A 17472-nucleotide genomic window follows, 5' to 3' on the forward strand; every position below is an offset into this window, starting at 1 on the left:
TTATGGCGCAAGCCCAATTAAAATTAGACTTCTTGGACGTTCAACATATCCATCTCTGCCGTCTGGAATAATTTCAATTAAATCAATTTGTGTTGGTGTGATTTTCACAATACGCCCATAGCTTGTTCCCATGTAGCTACCAACTTGAACACGTTCAACATCGCCATCAGGTGTTTGAATTAAAGCAAGAATTTGCCCTGCACTATTTTTAAAACTACCTTTCATACTCAAAGATTCAAGTGTGTAGCTTTCTAATGGTTGTAATGGGCGTGATAAATTCGGATATACACGCTTACCTGCCATAAGTTTTAGTTCAGCAGCAAGTGAGCTTTGTATAAATGGACTACGCTGCTGAAGCGCTGAATAATTAAAAACAGGCGCAGGATCAAAACTAGGTGTTGGTTCAATAGGTAATGGAGCTTGACTACGAATTTCAGCCATTTGCAAATTAACTGCATCTATACGAGAGTCGCAGCCTACAATTGTTGCTGTTGCAAAACAAAGCAGTGTTAATGTTTTAATATTCATTATTCTGCTCCTTCTACATTACCCACATAACGATAAGTTTTAGCTTTTACGTTATATGTAATTTGCGGAATATCCGTCTTCTTTTCGGTATTTTGCCCAGCAGTCAAAGTGAAGTCATGCAAGGTAACAATACGTGGCAATGCAGCAATACCACTCATAAATGCACCAAAAGAATGATAATCACCTACAGCCTCCATCGAAATGGGTTGCTCAATGAAAAACTCTTGTTTCACTTCAGCTTCAAGACGAATATTTTTAAATTTAAGTCCTGAATTTACCCCAGTCACGTTAATATCTTCAACTAAACCTGGAATTTCTGTTTCTTTTGGAAGTTGCTCTAATTGCTGATTAAAATTGGCTTCCATTTCTTGCAATTGGCGCTGATATGCTTGTAAGTTTCTAAGCGTTGAATCTTTTGCTCGAAACTCATTCAACAAGTTTTGTTCTTGCGCATTTGCATTAGAAATATCATCCATCTTAGGTTTTAACAACAGCATATAACCCAAGAACATAATACCGACTAAAATAAATATCCAAACAGTTAACTTAACAGAGAATGGCCAACCACCGTAATTGTTGGCATCTAGCGTATTCCATTGCTGAAAAAACTTCTCTACATTAAACTTTTTCTTTTTCGCAACAGGTGCTTCCTCAACGATATCATCAAAGTCATTTGTACTCATTGCACGACCTCCGATGCTGAAACTTCAACCACTTGTTCTTCTGTAATCACAGCTGACTGCGATGCTGCAACAGCTTCAATTGATGGTTCATCTAAATCTGCCGTTACCACAAAAGTGCCATAGCCAGCCTCTGGACGTGGAACTAGAGATGTTTGACCTTGAGGCTGTTCAGCACCTGCAAGGAATGAGTTCATAAATGCATTTCGATACCATGAAGACGATTCTAAATTGCGCAAAAACTCTGCAACTGCATTCGGGCTTTCAGCTCGTCCCTCAAAAGTAAATTTATTACCTGTACGTGTAAAACGAGTAATGTAAATATTTTCAGGCGTAACTCGCGCTAACTCATCAATTAAACGAACAGCAATTGGTCTTTGGCTTTGTAAGCCTTGAATCAACTTCATACGCTCGATGATCTGATTACGCTTTTCTTGTAAACCATCTAAAGATTTTAATTGTTGGTCTAAATTCTGATTGGTACTCAAAATAAGCTGATTTGCTTGTTCTTGATCATTTAGTTTTTGATCATAAAAAAACCATATCAATCCAACAAGTAAAACACCCAATAAAGCAACACCTGCACTTGCAGCAATAAACTGTTTCTTTCTCTTTTCTCTTAGCTCTTCGCGCCAAGGGAGTAAATTAATCTTTGCCATTAATCAAAACTCCTCAATGCTAATCCGCATGCGACTAATAAAGACGGCGCATCACTTTCAATTTTTTTAATATCAATTTGAGGAGAGAAACCCATTTGTAAAAATGGATTTGCTGTTGTCACACGGTAACCAAGTTTTTGTTGTAAAACCTTAGCAAGACCTGGAATATTTGCATTTCCACCCGCCAACAAAATATGATCAATCTCATTGAATTGAGAAGATGAAAAGAAAAATTGTAATGAGCGAGCAGCCTGTTGAATAACAGCATCTAAAAATGGCTCTAAAACTTCTGCATCATAATCATCAGGTAAAGTGCGCATCTTTTTCGCTCGCCCTGCCTCTTCATAAGACAAGCCATAACGATTTTGAATTTCTTGTGTTAATTGCTTACCACCGAATACCTGCTCGCGGTTATAAATAATTTTATTGTCTTGAAGCACAGATAGGGTCGTCATAGTATGACCAATATCTAAAATACCAATTGTATTTGCACCCATTGGTAAAGTATCAGCAAAAACTTTAAAGGCATTTTCTATAGCAAAGTTTTCAACATCTGCAATTTTAGGTGTTAAACCACCGAGTTCGATTGCTTCACAGCGCATTTCAACATTTTCAACGCGTGTTGCTACAAGCAATACATTGACACGATTCGATCCAGATAAGCGATCTGGCAAAACTTCGAAGTCTAAACTTACTTCATCTAATGGGAATGGAATATATTGCTCTGCATCCATACGAATTTGAACTTCACGCTCATCACTCGTCATATCAGCATCCATTTCAATCACTTTGGTGATTACCATAGACGTAGGAATTGCTAGAGCAGCATTATCTGTACGAATATTAGAAAGGCTTAGTGCTTTTTCAATCGCATCGCCAACCGCTTCAGGGTTGAGAATGTTTTTTTCAACAACACTTCCCTCTGGCAATGGTACTAAGGCGTAATTTTCCACCCAATACCGACCATTTTTCACAGAAAGCTCCAACAACTTAACAGAAGTAGAACTAATATCTACACCTATTAACCCCTTACTCTGTTTACTATATAGACTGCGCACTATAGTGAATTCCTATTATTTTTCTTTCCCCAAAAAAAATAACTTACTAATTGATGATGGTCTATTATTATTAACGTATACAATAACTCATCTAACAATCGACATCCGTAGAGGATATACTGACTACCAATTAGTTTGCCATTAGCCCATATTAAAACTCACTTATTATGAAAAAGCTATCTTGTTCGGGTCGTGTTCATCCATTTTTTTTGTTAATTACAATTATTTTAGCCGTAATTCCTATGGGATTTTATGGTATGTATCTCTTTATTGCACCCTCACTTCCAGAAATGTCTAGCTTACAAAAAGCACCTTTGCTTAAGCCATTACAGATTTATAGCGCAGATAATGAATTAATTGCAGAATATGGTGGCAAACTTTCTATTCCTATGGAATATGATCAAATTCCTAAAAAATTTACATATGCTTTTCTTGCAGCAGAAGACTCATCTTTCTTCGAACATAGTGGTATTAGCTTCAAAGGCTTAGGCCGAGCTGTTAGTGAAGCAGTAACAGGATCAAATGTACAAACTGGTGGCTCTACAATCACCATGCAAGTAGCAAAAAACTATTATTTAAGCCCTGAAAGAACAATAAAAAGAAAACTAACTGAGGTTTTTTTAGCACGAAAAATTGAACAAAACCTGACTAAAGAAGAAATTTTAACACTATATGTAAATAAAATTTTTCTAGGTAAAAATGCTTATGGTATTGCTGCTGCAGCTAAAATTTATTACAACAAAAATCTAAATGAGCTCACAATTGCCCAAATGGCAATGATTGCAGGCTTACCAAAAGCGCCATCAAAGTATAATCCTGTCGCAAATCCAGAAAGAGCCTTAGAACGTCGCAACTGGATTTTGGGTCGAATGCTACAACTGGGTTATATCAATCAACAAGAATACCAAGCATCTATAGCAGAACCAATTAATTTAAATATGCCAGATCGCGGGGTAAGCAATCGATTTCCCTATGTCGGTGAAATGATTCGCTCAGAGTTAGTTGAAAAGTTTGGTGAACAAGCAATTGATTCTGGTTACAAAATTTACTCAACAATTGACAGCAAACGCCAAGCTTACGCTGAAAAATCCGTACAAGATGGTTTAGAAGCTTACGACCGTCGCCATGGTTGGCGTGGCGCTGAGGCACATGACAAGCCATTAAAGAATTTCTCAATATTTGCCAATACCTACCCATCTAAAGTTATTGCAGTTCACAACTCAAGCTTTGATGCACTTATGCAAGATGGCAGTACCGTGACTGTGAATTGGTCAGGTATGTCTTGGGCACATCATTATCGTAGTGCAAATAGTGTTGGTGCAGCCCCAAGCAAGGCTTCTCAAATTGTTAAAATAAATGATATTGTTCGACTTCGACCAAACGAAAATAAAACAGCTTGGTCTCTTGTACAAATTCCTCGCGTACAAGGACAACTTATTGCACTTAATCCAAACAATGGTGCAATTGAAGCCGTTGTGGGTGGTTATAATTTTTATCATTCATCATTCAACCGTGCTATTCAAGGTTGGCGCCAACCAGGTTCAACTATTAAGCCATTTATTTATGCCTTAGCATTAGAAAAAGGCATGACACCTTACACCATGGTTGATGACTCCCCTATCACCATTGGTAAATGGTCACCAAGAAACTCGGATGGTCGTTACTTAGGGGCAATTCCTTTACGTCGCGCATTATATTTATCTCGTAATACCGTTTCGGTAAGACTACTTCAGCAAGTTGGAATTAGCCGTGCGCGCCAATTACTTATGGATTTTGGTCTGCAAGAAGATCACATTCCTAGCAACTACACAATTGCTTTAGGTACACCACAAGTATTGCCTGTTCAAATGGCAACAGGTTATGCCACATTTGCAAATGGTGGCTATCGTATCCAACCGCATTTCATCAACAGAATTGAAGATGCTTACGGTAAAGTGATTTATCAAGCCAATCCAGAATATGCATGCATTCCGTGTATCAATGAAGATGAAACACAAGTTCAAGATTCAGCCGATGCAGTAACACCGGACGATGAAATTATTGCTGATATTAAAAACTCACCTACAAAAGTAGAGAAAAAAAGTGCTGATCAATATAGACAAGCTCAGCGTATTTTAAAATCTAGCTCTGCATATGACATGGCAAATATTCTGCAAGATGTAATTGTTCACGGTACAGGTCGTGCCGCTTTAAGTATTGGTCGTAATGACTTGGGTGGTAAAACAGGTACAACCAATGATGCTAAAGATGCATGGTTTGCGGGTTTTAATGGTAAATTAGTAACAATTACATGGGTTGGTTTCGACCAACCAACAACATTAGGTCGTCGTGAATACGGTGGGGTTGCAGCTCTGCCTATTTGGACAAACTTCATGGCCAAAGCCTTAGAAGGCACACCTGAGTCTTGGGTTCGTTTAGATAATAAAAATGCAACTACCGTACATGAAAAACTAGACAAACCAACCAAGCCTATAGATCGTTCAACGCCTCCATTAGCACAATCTGCTCATAACCCTACTGCTACGTCACCATCAACGACAGACAGTGACTTCTCAGACTTGCCAGATACCGTGCTTACACCTGCTCAAAAAGCACCACCGCCTATGCAAAATAAGCCTGAAGCTAAACCATCAAATCAGAAAAAAGATGCTTTGGAAGATTTAATTGACCAAGTTCAATAAGCTTCAATTAAAAAAAGCCCTCGATTGAGGGCTTTTTTATAATTTAAAGTTACTTCTTTTTAAATACATATATTTGGAATTGAGCTTTAAGTTCTAATTGCTCTAATTGTTCCAATGCCTGACGACGTTCAGGTTTCGCTTTATACGCATACGGTGTCATCGCAATAAGATTTTTTAAATCTTGTTGAGCAAGAAAAAAAGGCGCATCAACTACTGTTTCTTCAACAAGCTCAAAACTATCCGCCAATTGTTCTACAAACTTATGCGATTCATGTGGTTTAACTTCTTCAAAAAGCGCCTCACGCATTGCATATAAATGCTCTGTTGCAGGTGTTACCACCATTAAATATGCATTCGGTTTAAGAACACGCAAAATTTCTTCTTTTGGAATAGGACTAAATAAACTTGTACATAAATCGATAGATTCATCGAGTACAGGTAAAGTTGCGCCTGTTCCTACAATCCATGCGACATCTTTATTAAGCTTTGCTGCAACTTGCACTGCATTTTTCGCAATATCTACGCCTACACATTGCATCACTTCAGCTTGCATTGCGTTGGTGTAATAACCTTCACCACAACCAATATCAAGAAGATTCTCTGTACGTAATTCTTGAATTTTTTTAACTACAGCCTGCTGCAATGGTGAGTAAAAACCTGCACTTAAAAATGCACGACGCGCTTGTACAGACTCAGGTGTGTCACCCGGATTTTTACTATGTTTATGTTGTACAACATGTAAATTCACATAGCCTTGTTTGGCTATATCATAACTATGATTACTCTCACAGCGCCAAGTTCTGTCAGTAAGCTTCAGCGCCTTTCGACATACAGGACACATTAGTAGATTCATCATTTTCTCCAAAAATTTCACAATAAAAAAGCCGGCAATTGCCGACTTTTTCTATGCAATTTGCTTAACGCAATTTTAAGGTCATTAAGCCCAAAACTACTAGCATAATTGTAATAATCCAGAAGCGAATAACAACTTGTGTTTCACGCCATCCTTTTTTCTCATAATGGTGATGCAATGGTGCCATAAGAAATACGCGTTTATTCCGCATTCTTAATGAGCCAATTTGCAAGAATACTGAAATTGCTTCTACCAAGAACACACCCGCCATAATAGCAAATACAATTTCTTGACGAACCATCACAGCAATTGTACCCAGCATTGCACCTAAAGATAACGCGCCTACATCACCCATAAAGACTTGTGCAGGATGCGCGTTAAACCACAAGAATGCTAAGCCTGCACCGATCATTGCGGCACAAATAACAACAAGTTCAGATGTGTATTTCACATATGGAATATGAAGATAATTGGCAAAACGAACATCACCAGATAGATATGCAAACACACCTAAACCAGCCGCAACCAAAACAATTGGCATGATCGCAAGACCATCTAAACCATCTGTTAAGTTCACCGCATTTGATGCACCGTTAATGACAAAATACGTGAAAACAATAAAACCAATACCCAATGGAATCATTGAAAGCGGAATACTAATTTCTTTAAAGAAAGGAATTAAAATATCCAACATATCTGCCGAAACATTCGGATCAGGCTGTTGTTTTGCAATCACATACAATGCAATACCCGCACCAATTGAACCCACAGAAGTCCAAAAGAATTTCTTTTTTGCAGGTAGACCAGCATTGTCTTTATAACGGATTTTGATCCAGTCATCTGCCCAGCCTACAGCACCAAAAATCACCATTACAGCCAGTACAATCCACACATATGGGTTAGATAAATCTGCCCAAAGCAATGTAGAAATACCAATTGAAAGCAAAATAAGGACGCCACCCATAGTTGGTGTACCCATTTTTTTTGCATGGTTTTCAGGAGCAAATGAACTTACTGCTTGACCATATTTCAAAGCTTGAAGCTTACGAATCATGATTGGACCAAGTACTAATCCAATAGTAAGTGCCGTTAATACACTAAGTAACGATCGCAGAGTTAAGTAACGTACAACTTGGAAAGAGCTATGGTAGCCCGCAAGCTGTTCAAATAGCCATAACAGCATTAGAGTTTCTCCATCAAGTCAGCCATCAACGTTTCCATGTGGGTATAACGAGAGCCCTTAAACAGGAAACTCATGGACTGAGGCTGATGTGTTTCGACTAAACCAATTAAAAATGACAATGCTTGCGCTTGAGTCAAGAATGCCTGAAATTTTTTACCATATTGTGTACTACGCGCGCCTTCTTGTGAAGCAGGAGCAAATTCACCCACTGCCACAACAAAGTGAATACCTGCTGTAGAGACTAAATCTCGTCCTAGCATGTAGTGTTGCTGAGCGGCTGTTGCCCCTAACTCACCAATATCCCCAATGACCATCACTTTAATACCATCTTGTTTTGCGAGAACTTCAGCAGCTGCACGCATAGAAGATGGATTTGCATTGTAAGTATCATCAATGAATAAATGCTGTTTATGTTGAATGAAATTTAAACGACCTTTTGCCCCAGTCGCTTGCTCCAATCCAATCACTATATCTTCTAAAGTAACCCCAATAGACAATGCAAAGGCTGTAGCAGCCGTTGCATTTTGCACATTATGCTCGCCTGCAAATGGCAAATGAATTGTTCTATTGCCTTGAGGTGTATTTAAAGTAAAAGTGGATGATTGCGCTTTTAGTTGGATATCTGTTGCAAAAACATCACCGCCCAAACCAAAACTTAATGTATTTTTTGTTTGTACTGCTTTACGAATTTCGTCTGCAAAATCATCTGCCGCAGGAACAATAGATGTTCCGTCTTGAGCGATGTGCGCATAAATTTCAGACTTGGCACGACAAATACCATCACGCCCGCCAAATTCACCTAAATGCGCAGTACCAATATTAATAATACCTGCAACATGCGGTTGAACTAAATTCGATGTGTAATCAATTTCACCTTGATGGCTTGCACCCAATTCCATCACTGCATATTGATGTTCCGCACGAAGCTCCAACAACATCATTGGAACGCCTAAATCATTATTTAAGTTTCCGCGCGTAATTAAGGTAGGTGCTATACGAGATAAAATACTACCCAACATTTCTTTTGTTGTGGTTTTACCACTACTACCAGTTAAAGCAATCACTTTTAATTGCGAATTTTGAGCACGACGAAAAGCCCCTAAGTGACCAAGTGCTAAACGCGTATCTGTAACTACCAATTGACAAATATCTGCATCTACAGGATGGCTCACAATCGCAACTTCACAGCCCTGTTCTGCAACTTTGGCAACAAAATCGTGCGCATCAAAACGCTCACCTTTTAATGCTAAAAAGGCATCACCTTTTCCAGCATCACGTGAATCTGTGAGTACACGTTTAATATCACCTTGCGGTGCTTTTCCATTATGCCAATGACCTTGAGTCGCTTCTTCTAACTGTTGTGTTGTCCACGGCTCTAAAGGCACAGTACTCGTTGTCGATGTATGCATAATCTTTCCTATTGCGCTGGATATGCTGAATCTGTGTGATGATGTTGTGCATCAATTGCAGATTGAACTTCAACAACATCATCAAACCAATGACGAACACCATCAATTTCTTGATAGTTTTCATGCCCCTTACCTGCAATCACCACAATGTCGCCATCTTTTGCATTTTTTACAGCAAATTTAATGGCTTCACGGCGGTCATGAATTTCATGAACAATATGTTGATCGAACTGAATTCCTGCTTTCATATCTGCAAAAATTTGTTCGGGATTTTCAGTACGAGGGTTGTCTGAGGTAATTAAAGCAACATCTGCATGATCAAGTGCCGCCTGAGTCATGAGTGGACGCTTACCACGATCTCGGTCACCACCACAACCAAACACAGCCCACAATTGAGCTGAAACATGACGTTTAAGCGTTTGTAATACTTGAATTAAAGCATCTGGCGTGTGTGCATAATCCACAACGAATAAACGCTCATTATCACGAATAACTTGCATACGCCCTGGAGCACCTTTTAACTGCGGTGCAACTGCAATTAAATCTGCCAATGCAAAACCGGCTTGTTCAGCCGCAATTAAACTTGCAACTATGTTTTCAACATTAAAATGCCCCAGCAACGGACTGTTTACGTCAAATGTGCCTTGAGCTGTCACAAGTTTAAAGTTTGCACCGCTTAAACTGTATTGGATATCTTGAACTTGATAATCAGCAGATTGCTTTGTGGAATAAGTTAAAATTTTAGGTTGTGCTTTGTTAGATTTGGCAGCATCTAACATTATTGGTGCAAATTCATCATCAATATTAATAGTCGCAACTTTAAGTGATTCAAACTTAAATAAGCGTGACTTTGCCTCTGCATAAGCTTCAAGCGTACCGTGATAATCCAAATGATCACGACTTAAATTACTGTACGCAGCAATTTCAATATCACAGCCGTTTAAACGACCTTGCTCTAAACCATGTGAACTTGCTTCAATTGCAGCAAATTCTGCACCTTGTTGTGCATATTCATGCAATGCTGTTTGCAAATGCAAAGCATCTAATGTGGTATGAGATGAAGCTTCAAGATTTGGCAAAATACCATTTCCCGTTGTGCCCATGACTGCACATTTTTTTCCTTGCAACATCAATAATTCAGCAATTAACCGTGAAATGGTTGTTTTACCATTTGTACCTGTCACCGCAAGAATTTTAGCCAATGAAACGGGCTGAGTTGCGAGTAAATATTGCTTCTGCCATTGCCCCATTAAATGACGAACATTAGGTACAACAACAGCATTTTCTAGGCCTAAATCTGTTTCAGAAATAACAGCAAGCGCACCATTATTTAATGCTTTTTGTGCAAAATCTACGGTTTTTTCAGGCTGTGAAAATGAAGTCAGGGCAATGAATATTTGCCCTGTTGTCACTTTGCGACTATCGAGATTAAAACCCTGAAATTGTTGCGTCATCCATTCAGTGGGTTGGTCTACGCTATATAGTTCTTGAAATGTAATTGACATTCATCACCTGTTTACTGAACTTTGGGAGCATCTAAGGGTTTATCTAATGGTACGTTCATTAAACGTAAAGATTCTTGCATAACACGTGCAAAAACCGGAGCAGCAACCAAGCCACCATAATATTGTCCTTTCGGATTTTCTACGACCACAATCATCGCTAAACGAGGATCGCTCACAGGTGCAACACCCGCAAATAGCGCACGATAATCTGATTGAGAGTAGCCTTTACGATCTGCACGTAACTTATGTGCTGTACCTGTTTTACCTGCCACACGATAGCCTGGAATATCTGCCTGACGTGCTGTACCACCCGGCAAGGTTACAGCTTCCATCATCAATAAAACTTGATCTGCAATTTTAGGATCAATCATTTGCTCACCTTTCGGTAGCTCTTCAAGTTTATATAAGCTTAAAGGCATTTTTTTCCCTTTATTGGCGATCATCGCATAAGCATCAGCCAATTGTAGAACTGTCGCATTCAAACTATAACCATAAGCCATAGTCGCAACTTCAGATACGTTCCATTTATTTTTAGGTAAGATTAAACCCGCACTTTCGCCCGGAAACTTAACAGCAGAGCGTTCACCAAAACCTACACGCTTATAGAAAGTTGGCAACGTTGAATAGGGTAAAGATAGCGCAATTTTTGCAACACCTACGTTCGATGACTTTTGGATAATGCCACCTAAAGTCAACGAGCCATAATCATGCGTATCTCGAATGGTATGATTACCTACACGCATTGTTCCTGGTGCAGTATTAATGACAGAATTCGTTGTAAATTTACCACTTTCTAAAGCCATTGCTACGGTCAAAGGCTTCATGGTAGAACCTGGTTCAAACGAATCGACAGCGCCACGGTTTCGCATCGCATCTTTATTATTTAAGCCATTTTTATCATTCGGGTTATAAGATGGCCAACTTGCCATTGCCAAAATTTCACCCGTTTTTACATCTACCGTAATAGCTGTTGCAGAACGTGCATTATTGGCTACACCCGACGCGGTTAACTCACGATACATAATATATTGCAAACGCGAATCGATACTCAGAGTAATATTTTCGCCCGCTTCAACTTCTTTAATAATTTCAGGGTCTTTTACACGATTACCACGCTTATCACGTATAACTTGTTGCTCACCATCTACACCTGCTAACCGTGTATTTAGTTGCATTTCTAAGCCTTCAATTCCCATACCCTCACTATTGGTTAAACCAATAATTTGTGCATTTGGCTGAGGTTGTGGATAGTAGCGCTTGTAGTTTTTCTCAGTATACACGCCCTGAAATTCACGTTTTAAAATCACGTCTGCTTGTTGCGGTGGTACTTCTTTTTTGAGTACCAAATAACGTGAACGTGAACGCTCATTCATTTTTTTACGTAATTCAGCACGATCCATTCCAACTGCATCAGCTAGCTCATCTAAATTTAAATTGCTATCTGGCAATTGACGCTTAAGCTTTCTGTTTGTTGGATCTTTAATAAGTTCTGCTGAAATATCTTCGTATAATTTTTTCGCTTCAAAATAATCACGCGGATCTATAACCACTTTCATTACAGGCGTACTAATTGCAAGAGGCACACCATGACGGTCGTAAATCACGCCACGCATAGCTTTTATAGATTCTGTTCTTAAAATTTTAGCATTTGCTTTATTTTGCAAAAAATCATGATTTACAATTTGTACGTAAAATGCACGACCAATAAGCGCAATAAAGCAAAGTAGAACCACACCCCACATTAAATAAAAGCGCCACATTTCGACACTTACTGAATTTCGACTGGTAATAGATTGTTGTTTTTTACCTGTTTGTCTTTTTCGTGGATCTACCATTTAAAGCCAGTCCTATTTTTTATTTTCAGTCGAAGTCGGTATAGAAATCACAACAGTTTGTGCTGCAGGCGGAGAATACATACGAAGTTGTGTTACCGCACGTGTTCCAATTTGTGCAGTCGCGCCAAAGGTTTGTTGCTCAATCAACAAACGCCCCCACTCTGCATTCAAATCATCACGTTCACGGTAAAAAGAGCTTAATTCACGGTAATCATGACGATATTGAAATACCTGTAGCACCACCATTATGGCACTACCCATCACTAATAACAGTAAAACTGCATAGGCAATTGTACGTTTTAAGCCTAAGTTTTCACTCTTTTCTTCAACAACTTCAGTTTTCATTATTCGCCTTTTAAAGCTAATTTTTCTGCAACACGTAGCCAAGCACTGCGCGAACGAGGGTTTGCTTTTACCTCTTCTTCACTTGCACGAATACGTGAAATTTTCTTTAATTTACGGGTATCTTCTCGTTCTTGTGGATAACCCCATCCCGTATCTTCCGCTAAAGTCGATTCTTTTTGAATAAACTGCTTAATAATTCGGTCTTCTAATGAATGGAAGCTAATTACAGCCAAACGCCCATTCTCTTTTAAGACATCAATTGCTTGGGGCAAGAAAACCTCAATATCTTCTAATTCTTTATTAATAGCAATACGTATGGCTTGGAAAGTACGTGTTGCAGCATGCTTATTTTTTTCCCATTTAGGATGTGCAACCTTTACAATTTCAGCAAGTTGTGCCGTTGTTTCAATATAGCCTGCATTTTTAATTGCTTTAGCAATACGACGGCTATAACGCTCTTCACCATATTGAAAAATTACATTTGCCAATGCTTCTTCTTCAATACTCACCAACCACTCTGCTGCAGTGGGTCCTTGGGAGTTATCCATGCGCATATCGAGTGGACCATCTTTCATAAAACTAAAGCCACGTTCTGCTTGATCCAGCTGTGGAGATGACACACCTAAATCGGCCATTACGCCATCTACTAAACCAATTTCACGCTGTTCTAACTCTTGTTTTAAGTCTGCAAAACTTGCATGAATAATTTTAAATCGAGGATCTTCTTTTTCTAATTCAGCAGCAACAGCAAGTGCTTGAGGATCTTTATCAAATGCATAAACTCGTGCATTTTCATCTAATTTTGAAAGTAATAAACGAGTATGTCCACCTCGTCCAAAGGTGCCATCAATATAAATACCTGTATTGCGTTCAGCGAGCAAAGCATCAATAGTTTCGTGAAGTAATACAGAAATATGCGACATAATTATTCAAATAAAATTGCTAAAAATATAACTTCACATTATTACCTTGTTTTAGTAAAGCTCCAAACGACTTTTTGTACTTAAATATTACTTTCCATAGAGAAAACCGTTTCAAATTTAATAATGAGCTAAGAATTATGAAAAATTGCACCTATTAAAATAGTATGAACCTCATATCAATATCATCTAGATATTTATTTTTATATTTAAAATTAAACAATGAAAAGTGAATTTTACGAAGACCACATAAAAGAAAACCCACAATAATGTGGGTTTTCTTTTGCTTCAATTTAAATTCAAATTAACGTTTTGAATTATAAATTTGATCGAATACACCACCATTTACAAAATGTGTTTGTTGCGCTTTAGACCAACCACCAAAAACTTCATCAATTGTGAATGTTTTTAAAGTTGGGAATTGAGCTTTGTATTTCGCTAACACTTCTGCATTACGTGGACGATAGAAATGTTTTGCTGCCATTTCTTGACCAATTGGTGAATACAAGTAGTTGATATAACCCTTTGCTAGCCACTTATTGCCATTTTTATCTGCATTTTTGCTTACAATTGCAACTGAAGGCTCAGTCAAAATTGAAATAGATGGATAAATGATATCGAACTTATTATTACCCAAAGTTTTTTGCGTAATTAAAGCTTCATTTTCCCAAGTTAAAAGCACATCACCAATACCACGTTCGGCAAATGTCGTCATAGATGCACGAGCAGCGGAATCCATTACTTTCACGTTGTGGTACATTTTACCCACGAAATCTTTCGCTTGAGCTTCATTACCACCTGGTTGTTTAAGTGCATAACCCCAAGCAGACAAATACACCCAACGAGGTAAGCCACCCGTTTTAGGGTTTGGTGTAATAATTTCAACACCTGACTTAGTTAAGTCTTTCCAGTCTTTAATGCCTTTAGGGTTACCTTTTCGAACCATAAATACAATTGTAGATGTATATGGTGCAGAGTTATGCGGGAATTCTTTTTGCCAATTGGCTTTAATTTGACCTGACTTCACAATTTCTTCGATGTCATTAGCAAGCGCCAAAGTCACAACATCTGCTTGCAAACCATCTACAACAGAACGTGCTTGTTTACCCGAACCACCATGAGACTGTTTGAAGTTTACAGTTTGACCAGTTCTAGATTTCCAATATGCACCATATGACTGATTGAATTCTGTATAAAATTCACGAGTCGCATCATATGAAACATTCAGAAATTCTTTATCTGCTGCTTGAACTATCGATGTTGAAGCTACACCCACTGCAATAAGTGCAGCACTAAATAATGCTTTAAATTGAGTTTTCATAATACAAAAACATAACTATCTATATTGCTGTTAACTATATGAAGTAATTCCATAAATCGCAATTCAGATAATTCCTTTCATTTGCTTATTAATTTTTCAAGCTTTACTTAATTCATTGTTTTTTAATTTAAAAAGAACTTGAACAACACCTATATTCTAGTTTTATATAATTTTACGCACCTCTTATATGAAAAATAGAATAAGAATAATATCCGTTTTTTCTTCAACATATAATTAAAGTATCTTAAAAATTAAAATTATTTTCTTTTTTAGATTTAAAAACAACCAAATGGAATACTATAACTAAAATCTTCATGTTCTCTACATGGTCATTTGATAAAACGTTAAGTGTTTTTTACTACATAGAATTACTTAAACTAGTAAATTTCAAATGAAATATATCTTTTTTGTAACAATTGTGACACAGGTCTACATTTATCATACAAGATATGATTAAATAAACACCTGAAATACAAAAACACGATGTTTATAACGATTCATTTAGATTGTTCAAAACCAAAATAGGGGATATTTGGAAATGATCAAAAATTTATTTAAAGCTTTTTACTTAAGTATAGGGTTAATGGCTTTTTCTCAAGCAAGTTTTGCAGCAACAATTAAAACAACGACAGATACAAAAACAGCACCGACCGTTGTTAATAAAATGTCACCTATTGAAAAAGCATTGAAACAACAAAAAAATGACCAAAAATTTAATTCTGAAATTGACTTAAAAGTACTTGCGCAAATTAATTCAGCGCCTTCTCAGAGTTTTCTTGCTTCTCAAAATGAACGCTTTTCACGCTTCATTCAATCTATATTTACTCAAGACAATTCATAAGTTTTATAACTTAGCATCCCCTGTTAAGTTACAAATAAGAGCCTAATTACTTTATGCCAAATTAAACATAAAAGTAGTTAGGCTTTTTCGTTATAATAGTTCCAATTTGCATTCTGAATAATATCTAGTTATGACAGTTCGTACTCGTATTGCTCCATCTCCGACAGGCTTTCCTCACGTAGGTACTGCTTATATTGCGTTGTTTAACCTATGTTTTGCAAAACAGCATGGCGGTGAATTTATTCTTCGTATTGAAGATACAGACCAACTTCGCTCTACACCTGAATCTGAAAAAATGATTTTAGATTCGTTACGCTGGTTAGGTCTAAATTGGTCTGAAGGCCCCGATGTTGGTGGTCCGCATGCACCATATCGCCAATCTGAGCGTATGGGTATTTATAAACAATATGCATTAGAACTTGTTGAAAAAGGTCATGCTTTCTATTGCTTCGCAACAAGCGAAGAATTAGATCAAATGCGTATTGAACAACAAGCGCGTGGCGAATCTCCTCGTTATGACGGTCGTGGCTTAAAGCACACAGCTGAAGAAGTTGAGCGTCGTTTAGCTGTTGGCGAACCTCATGTTATTCGTATGAAAGTACCAGAAGAAGGTATTTGTAAATTTAATGACTTACTCCGTGGCGAAGTTGAAATTCCATGGGCACAAGTTGATATGCAAATTCTTCTTAAAACTGACGGCCTGCCAACTTATCACTTAGCAAACGTTGTAGATGACCATTTAATGGAAATTACACACGTTATTCGTGGTGAAGAATGGATTCCATCTGCACCTAAGCATCAATTGCTTTATCAATATTTTGGCTGGGATATGCCTGTGCTTTGCCACATGCCACTTTTACGGAACCCAGATAAATCTAAATTATCTAAACGTAAAAACCCAACATCAATTAATTACTACAAAGACATTGGTGTTTTACCAGAAGCACTATTGAACTATTTAGGTCGTATGGGTTGGTCTATGCCAGATGAAAGTGAAAAATTCACTTTGGCAGAAATGATTAAACACTTTGACATTAAACGCGTATCTTTAGGTGGTCCAATTTTTGATATTGAAAAACTGAATTGGTTAAACGGTCAATGGATTAAAGGCTTAACTCCTTCTGAGTTGCTTGACACTTTGCTTGCTTGGAAAGCAGATCGTAAAACTTTAGAAGAAATTGCAGCAGCGATTCAGCCACGCATTAATTTACTTTCTGAAGCTGTAAATTGGGCTGGTTTTTACTTCAACCAATTCCCTACGCTGACTAAAGAACAATTTGAAAGCAAGAAATTGACAGAAGAACAAGTTCGTCAAAGCTTACAATTTGCAATTTGGCGTTTAGAAAGCTTATTCACTTGGAACAATGACACTGTAAGCCAAACGCTTATGGATTTAGCGAACCAAATGGAAATTAAGCTTCGTGATTTCATGCCAACCTTCTTTAATGCAATTGCAGGTTCAACATCTTCTACGCCAGTTATGCAGTCTATGGTAACAATTGGCCCAGATTTAACCTTCGCTCGTTTACGCCATGCACTTGAAATTGTAGGCGGACCAAGCAAAAAAGAAGCAAAAGTATGGGAAAAACTCAATGAAAGCTTAAAATTGCCGAAAAATGACGCAGTTGATGAAGCTTAATTGATTTTTTAGTTG

Annotated in this window: 15 protein-coding genes; 3 read left to right on the forward strand and 12 right to left on the reverse strand. The window is 37.8% G+C overall.

The genetic code is table 11. From position 1 onward, the window contains the following. Genes SKM54_RS02630 through SKM54_RS02645 form a run of 4 tightly spaced genes read right to left on the reverse strand, consistent with a single transcriptional unit; the run spans position 1 to position 2925 of the window. The gene (locus SKM54_RS02630; RefSeq protein ID WP_321088949.1) at positions 1-528 is read right to left on the reverse strand and encodes a pilus assembly protein PilP; all 528 of its coding nucleotides are present in this window, start codon (positions 526-528) and stop codon (positions 1-3) included. Next, entirely contained in the window at positions 528-1211 is a 684-nt protein-coding gene (pilO, locus tag SKM54_RS02635) for a type IV pilus inner membrane component PilO (protein WP_321087548.1), read from the reverse strand. The genes SKM54_RS02630 and pilO overlap by 1 nt, the downstream gene beginning before the upstream one ends. After that, positions 1208-1867: a PilN domain-containing protein gene (locus SKM54_RS02640; protein WP_311917933.1), complete on the reverse strand. Its 660-nt coding sequence runs from the start codon at positions 1865-1867 to the stop codon at positions 1208-1210. Before SKM54_RS02640 ends, pilO begins: the two co-directional genes overlap by 4 nt. Further along, a complete protein-coding gene (locus SKM54_RS02645; protein WP_311917934.1) occupies positions 1867-2925 on the reverse strand; it encodes a pilus assembly protein PilM in 1059 nt (352 codons plus the stop codon). Before SKM54_RS02645 ends, SKM54_RS02640 begins: the two co-directional genes overlap by 1 nt. A gap of 167 nt (positions 2926-3092) precedes the next feature. On the opposite strand from SKM54_RS02645, the gene ponA reads away from it, so the two are divergent. Next, entirely contained in the window at positions 3093-5606 is a 2514-nt protein-coding gene (ponA, locus tag SKM54_RS02650) for a penicillin-binding protein PBP1a (RefSeq protein ID WP_321093891.1), read from the forward strand. Between the two features lie 49 nt (positions 5607-5655). On the opposite strand, the gene SKM54_RS02655 is transcribed toward ponA, so the two are convergent. The 8 genes from SKM54_RS02655 to SKM54_RS02690 all read right to left on the reverse strand — a co-directional run bounded on the left by SKM54_RS02655 (position 5656) and on the right by SKM54_RS02690 (position 14977). Further along, complete coding sequence (locus tag SKM54_RS02655) at positions 5656-6459, reverse strand: putative RNA methyltransferase (protein WP_321087545.1); 804 nt, start codon at positions 6457-6459, stop codon at positions 5656-5658. 64 nt (positions 6460-6523) lie between these two features. Then, positions 6524-7642, reverse strand: coding sequence for a phospho-N-acetylmuramoyl-pentapeptide-transferase (mraY, locus tag SKM54_RS02660; protein WP_154772244.1), 1119 nt, complete (start codon positions 7640-7642; stop codon positions 6524-6526). Beyond that, entirely contained in the window at positions 7642-9051 is a 1410-nt protein-coding gene (locus SKM54_RS02665) for a UDP-N-acetylmuramoyl-tripeptide--D-alanyl-D-alanine ligase (RefSeq protein WP_321093894.1), read from the reverse strand. The genes mraY and SKM54_RS02665 overlap by 1 nt, the downstream gene beginning before the upstream one ends. Positions 9052-9059: 8 nt before the next feature. Then, entirely contained in the window at positions 9060-10556 is a 1497-nt protein-coding gene (locus tag SKM54_RS02670; RefSeq protein WP_321093897.1) for a UDP-N-acetylmuramoyl-L-alanyl-D-glutamate--2,6-diaminopimelate ligase, read from the reverse strand. Positions 10557-10567: 11 nt separating this feature from the next. Further along, positions 10568-12391, reverse strand: coding sequence for a penicillin-binding protein PBP3 (gene ftsI, locus SKM54_RS02675; protein WP_321087539.1), 1824 nt, complete (start codon positions 12389-12391; stop codon positions 10568-10570). 12 nt (positions 12392-12403) lie between these two features. Then, complete coding sequence (gene ftsL, locus SKM54_RS02680; protein ID WP_154772248.1) at positions 12404-12736, reverse strand: cell division protein FtsL; 333 nt, start codon at positions 12734-12736, stop codon at positions 12404-12406. Beyond that, positions 12736-13659, reverse strand: a complete 924-nt coding sequence (gene rsmH, locus SKM54_RS02685; RefSeq protein ID WP_321087537.1) for a 16S rRNA (cytosine(1402)-N(4))-methyltransferase RsmH — start codon at positions 13657-13659, stop codon at positions 12736-12738. Before rsmH ends, ftsL begins: the two co-directional genes overlap by 1 nt. Before the next feature lie 301 nt (positions 13660-13960). Continuing rightward, positions 13961-14977: a sulfate ABC transporter substrate-binding protein gene (locus SKM54_RS02690; RefSeq protein ID WP_321088954.1), complete on the reverse strand. Its 1017-nt coding sequence runs from the start codon at positions 14975-14977 to the stop codon at positions 13961-13963. 583 nt (positions 14978-15560) lie between these two features. Here SKM54_RS02690 and SKM54_RS02695 point away from each other — a divergent pair. Further along, positions 15561-15818, forward strand: coding sequence for a hypothetical protein (locus SKM54_RS02695; RefSeq protein ID WP_321088955.1), 258 nt, complete (start codon positions 15561-15563; stop codon positions 15816-15818). A 130-nt stretch (positions 15819-15948) separates the two neighbouring features. Further along, a complete protein-coding gene (gene gltX, locus SKM54_RS02700; protein WP_321093900.1) occupies positions 15949-17457 on the forward strand; it encodes a glutamate--tRNA ligase in 1509 nt (502 codons plus the stop codon). Positions 17458-17472: the final 15 nt, after the last annotated feature.

Origin of the sequence: Acinetobacter faecalis, assembly GCF_034187745.1 — a bacterium.
Lineage (GTDB): Bacteria > Pseudomonadota > Gammaproteobacteria > Pseudomonadales > Moraxellaceae > Acinetobacter > Acinetobacter faecalis.

Coding starts and splice junctions, on each gene's coding strand:
- SKM54_RS02630 (WP_321088949.1), bottom strand. CDS start 528: ATGAATATTAAAACATTAACACTGCTTTGTTTTGCAACAGCAACAATT.
- pilO (WP_321087548.1), bottom strand. CDS start 1,211: ATGAGTACAAATGACTTTGATGATATCGTTGAGGAAGCACCTGTTGCG.
- SKM54_RS02640 (WP_311917933.1), bottom strand. CDS start 1,867: ATGGCAAAGATTAATTTACTCCCTTGGCGCGAAGAGCTAAGAGAAAAG.
- ponA (WP_321093891.1), top strand. CDS start 3,093: ATGAAAAAGCTATCTTGTTCGGGTCGTGTTCATCCATTTTTTTTGTTA.
- SKM54_RS02655 (WP_321087545.1), bottom strand. CDS start 6,459: ATGAATCTACTAATGTGTCCTGTATGTCGAAAGGCGCTGAAGCTTACT.
- mraY (WP_154772244.1), bottom strand. CDS start 7,642: ATGCTGTTATGGCTATTTGAACAGCTTGCGGGCTACCATAGCTCTTTC.
- SKM54_RS02665 (WP_321093894.1), bottom strand. CDS start 9,051: ATGCATACATCGACAACGAGTACTGTGCCTTTAGAGCCGTGGACAACA.
- SKM54_RS02670 (WP_321093897.1), bottom strand. CDS start 10,556: ATGTCAATTACATTTCAAGAACTATATAGCGTAGACCAACCCACTGAA.
- ftsI (WP_321087539.1), bottom strand. CDS start 12,391: ATGGTAGATCCACGAAAAAGACAAACAGGTAAAAAACAACAATCTATT.
- ftsL (WP_154772248.1), bottom strand. CDS start 12,736: ATGAAAACTGAAGTTGTTGAAGAAAAGAGTGAAAACTTAGGCTTAAAA.
- rsmH (WP_321087537.1), bottom strand. CDS start 13,659: ATGTCGCATATTTCTGTATTACTTCACGAAACTATTGATGCTTTGCTC.
- SKM54_RS02690 (WP_321088954.1), bottom strand. CDS start 14,977: ATGAAAACTCAATTTAAAGCATTATTTAGTGCTGCACTTATTGCAGTG.
- SKM54_RS02695 (WP_321088955.1), top strand. CDS start 15,561: ATGGCTTTTTCTCAAGCAAGTTTTGCAGCAACAATTAAAACAACGACA.
- gltX (WP_321093900.1), top strand. CDS start 15,949: ATGACAGTTCGTACTCGTATTGCTCCATCTCCGACAGGCTTTCCTCAC.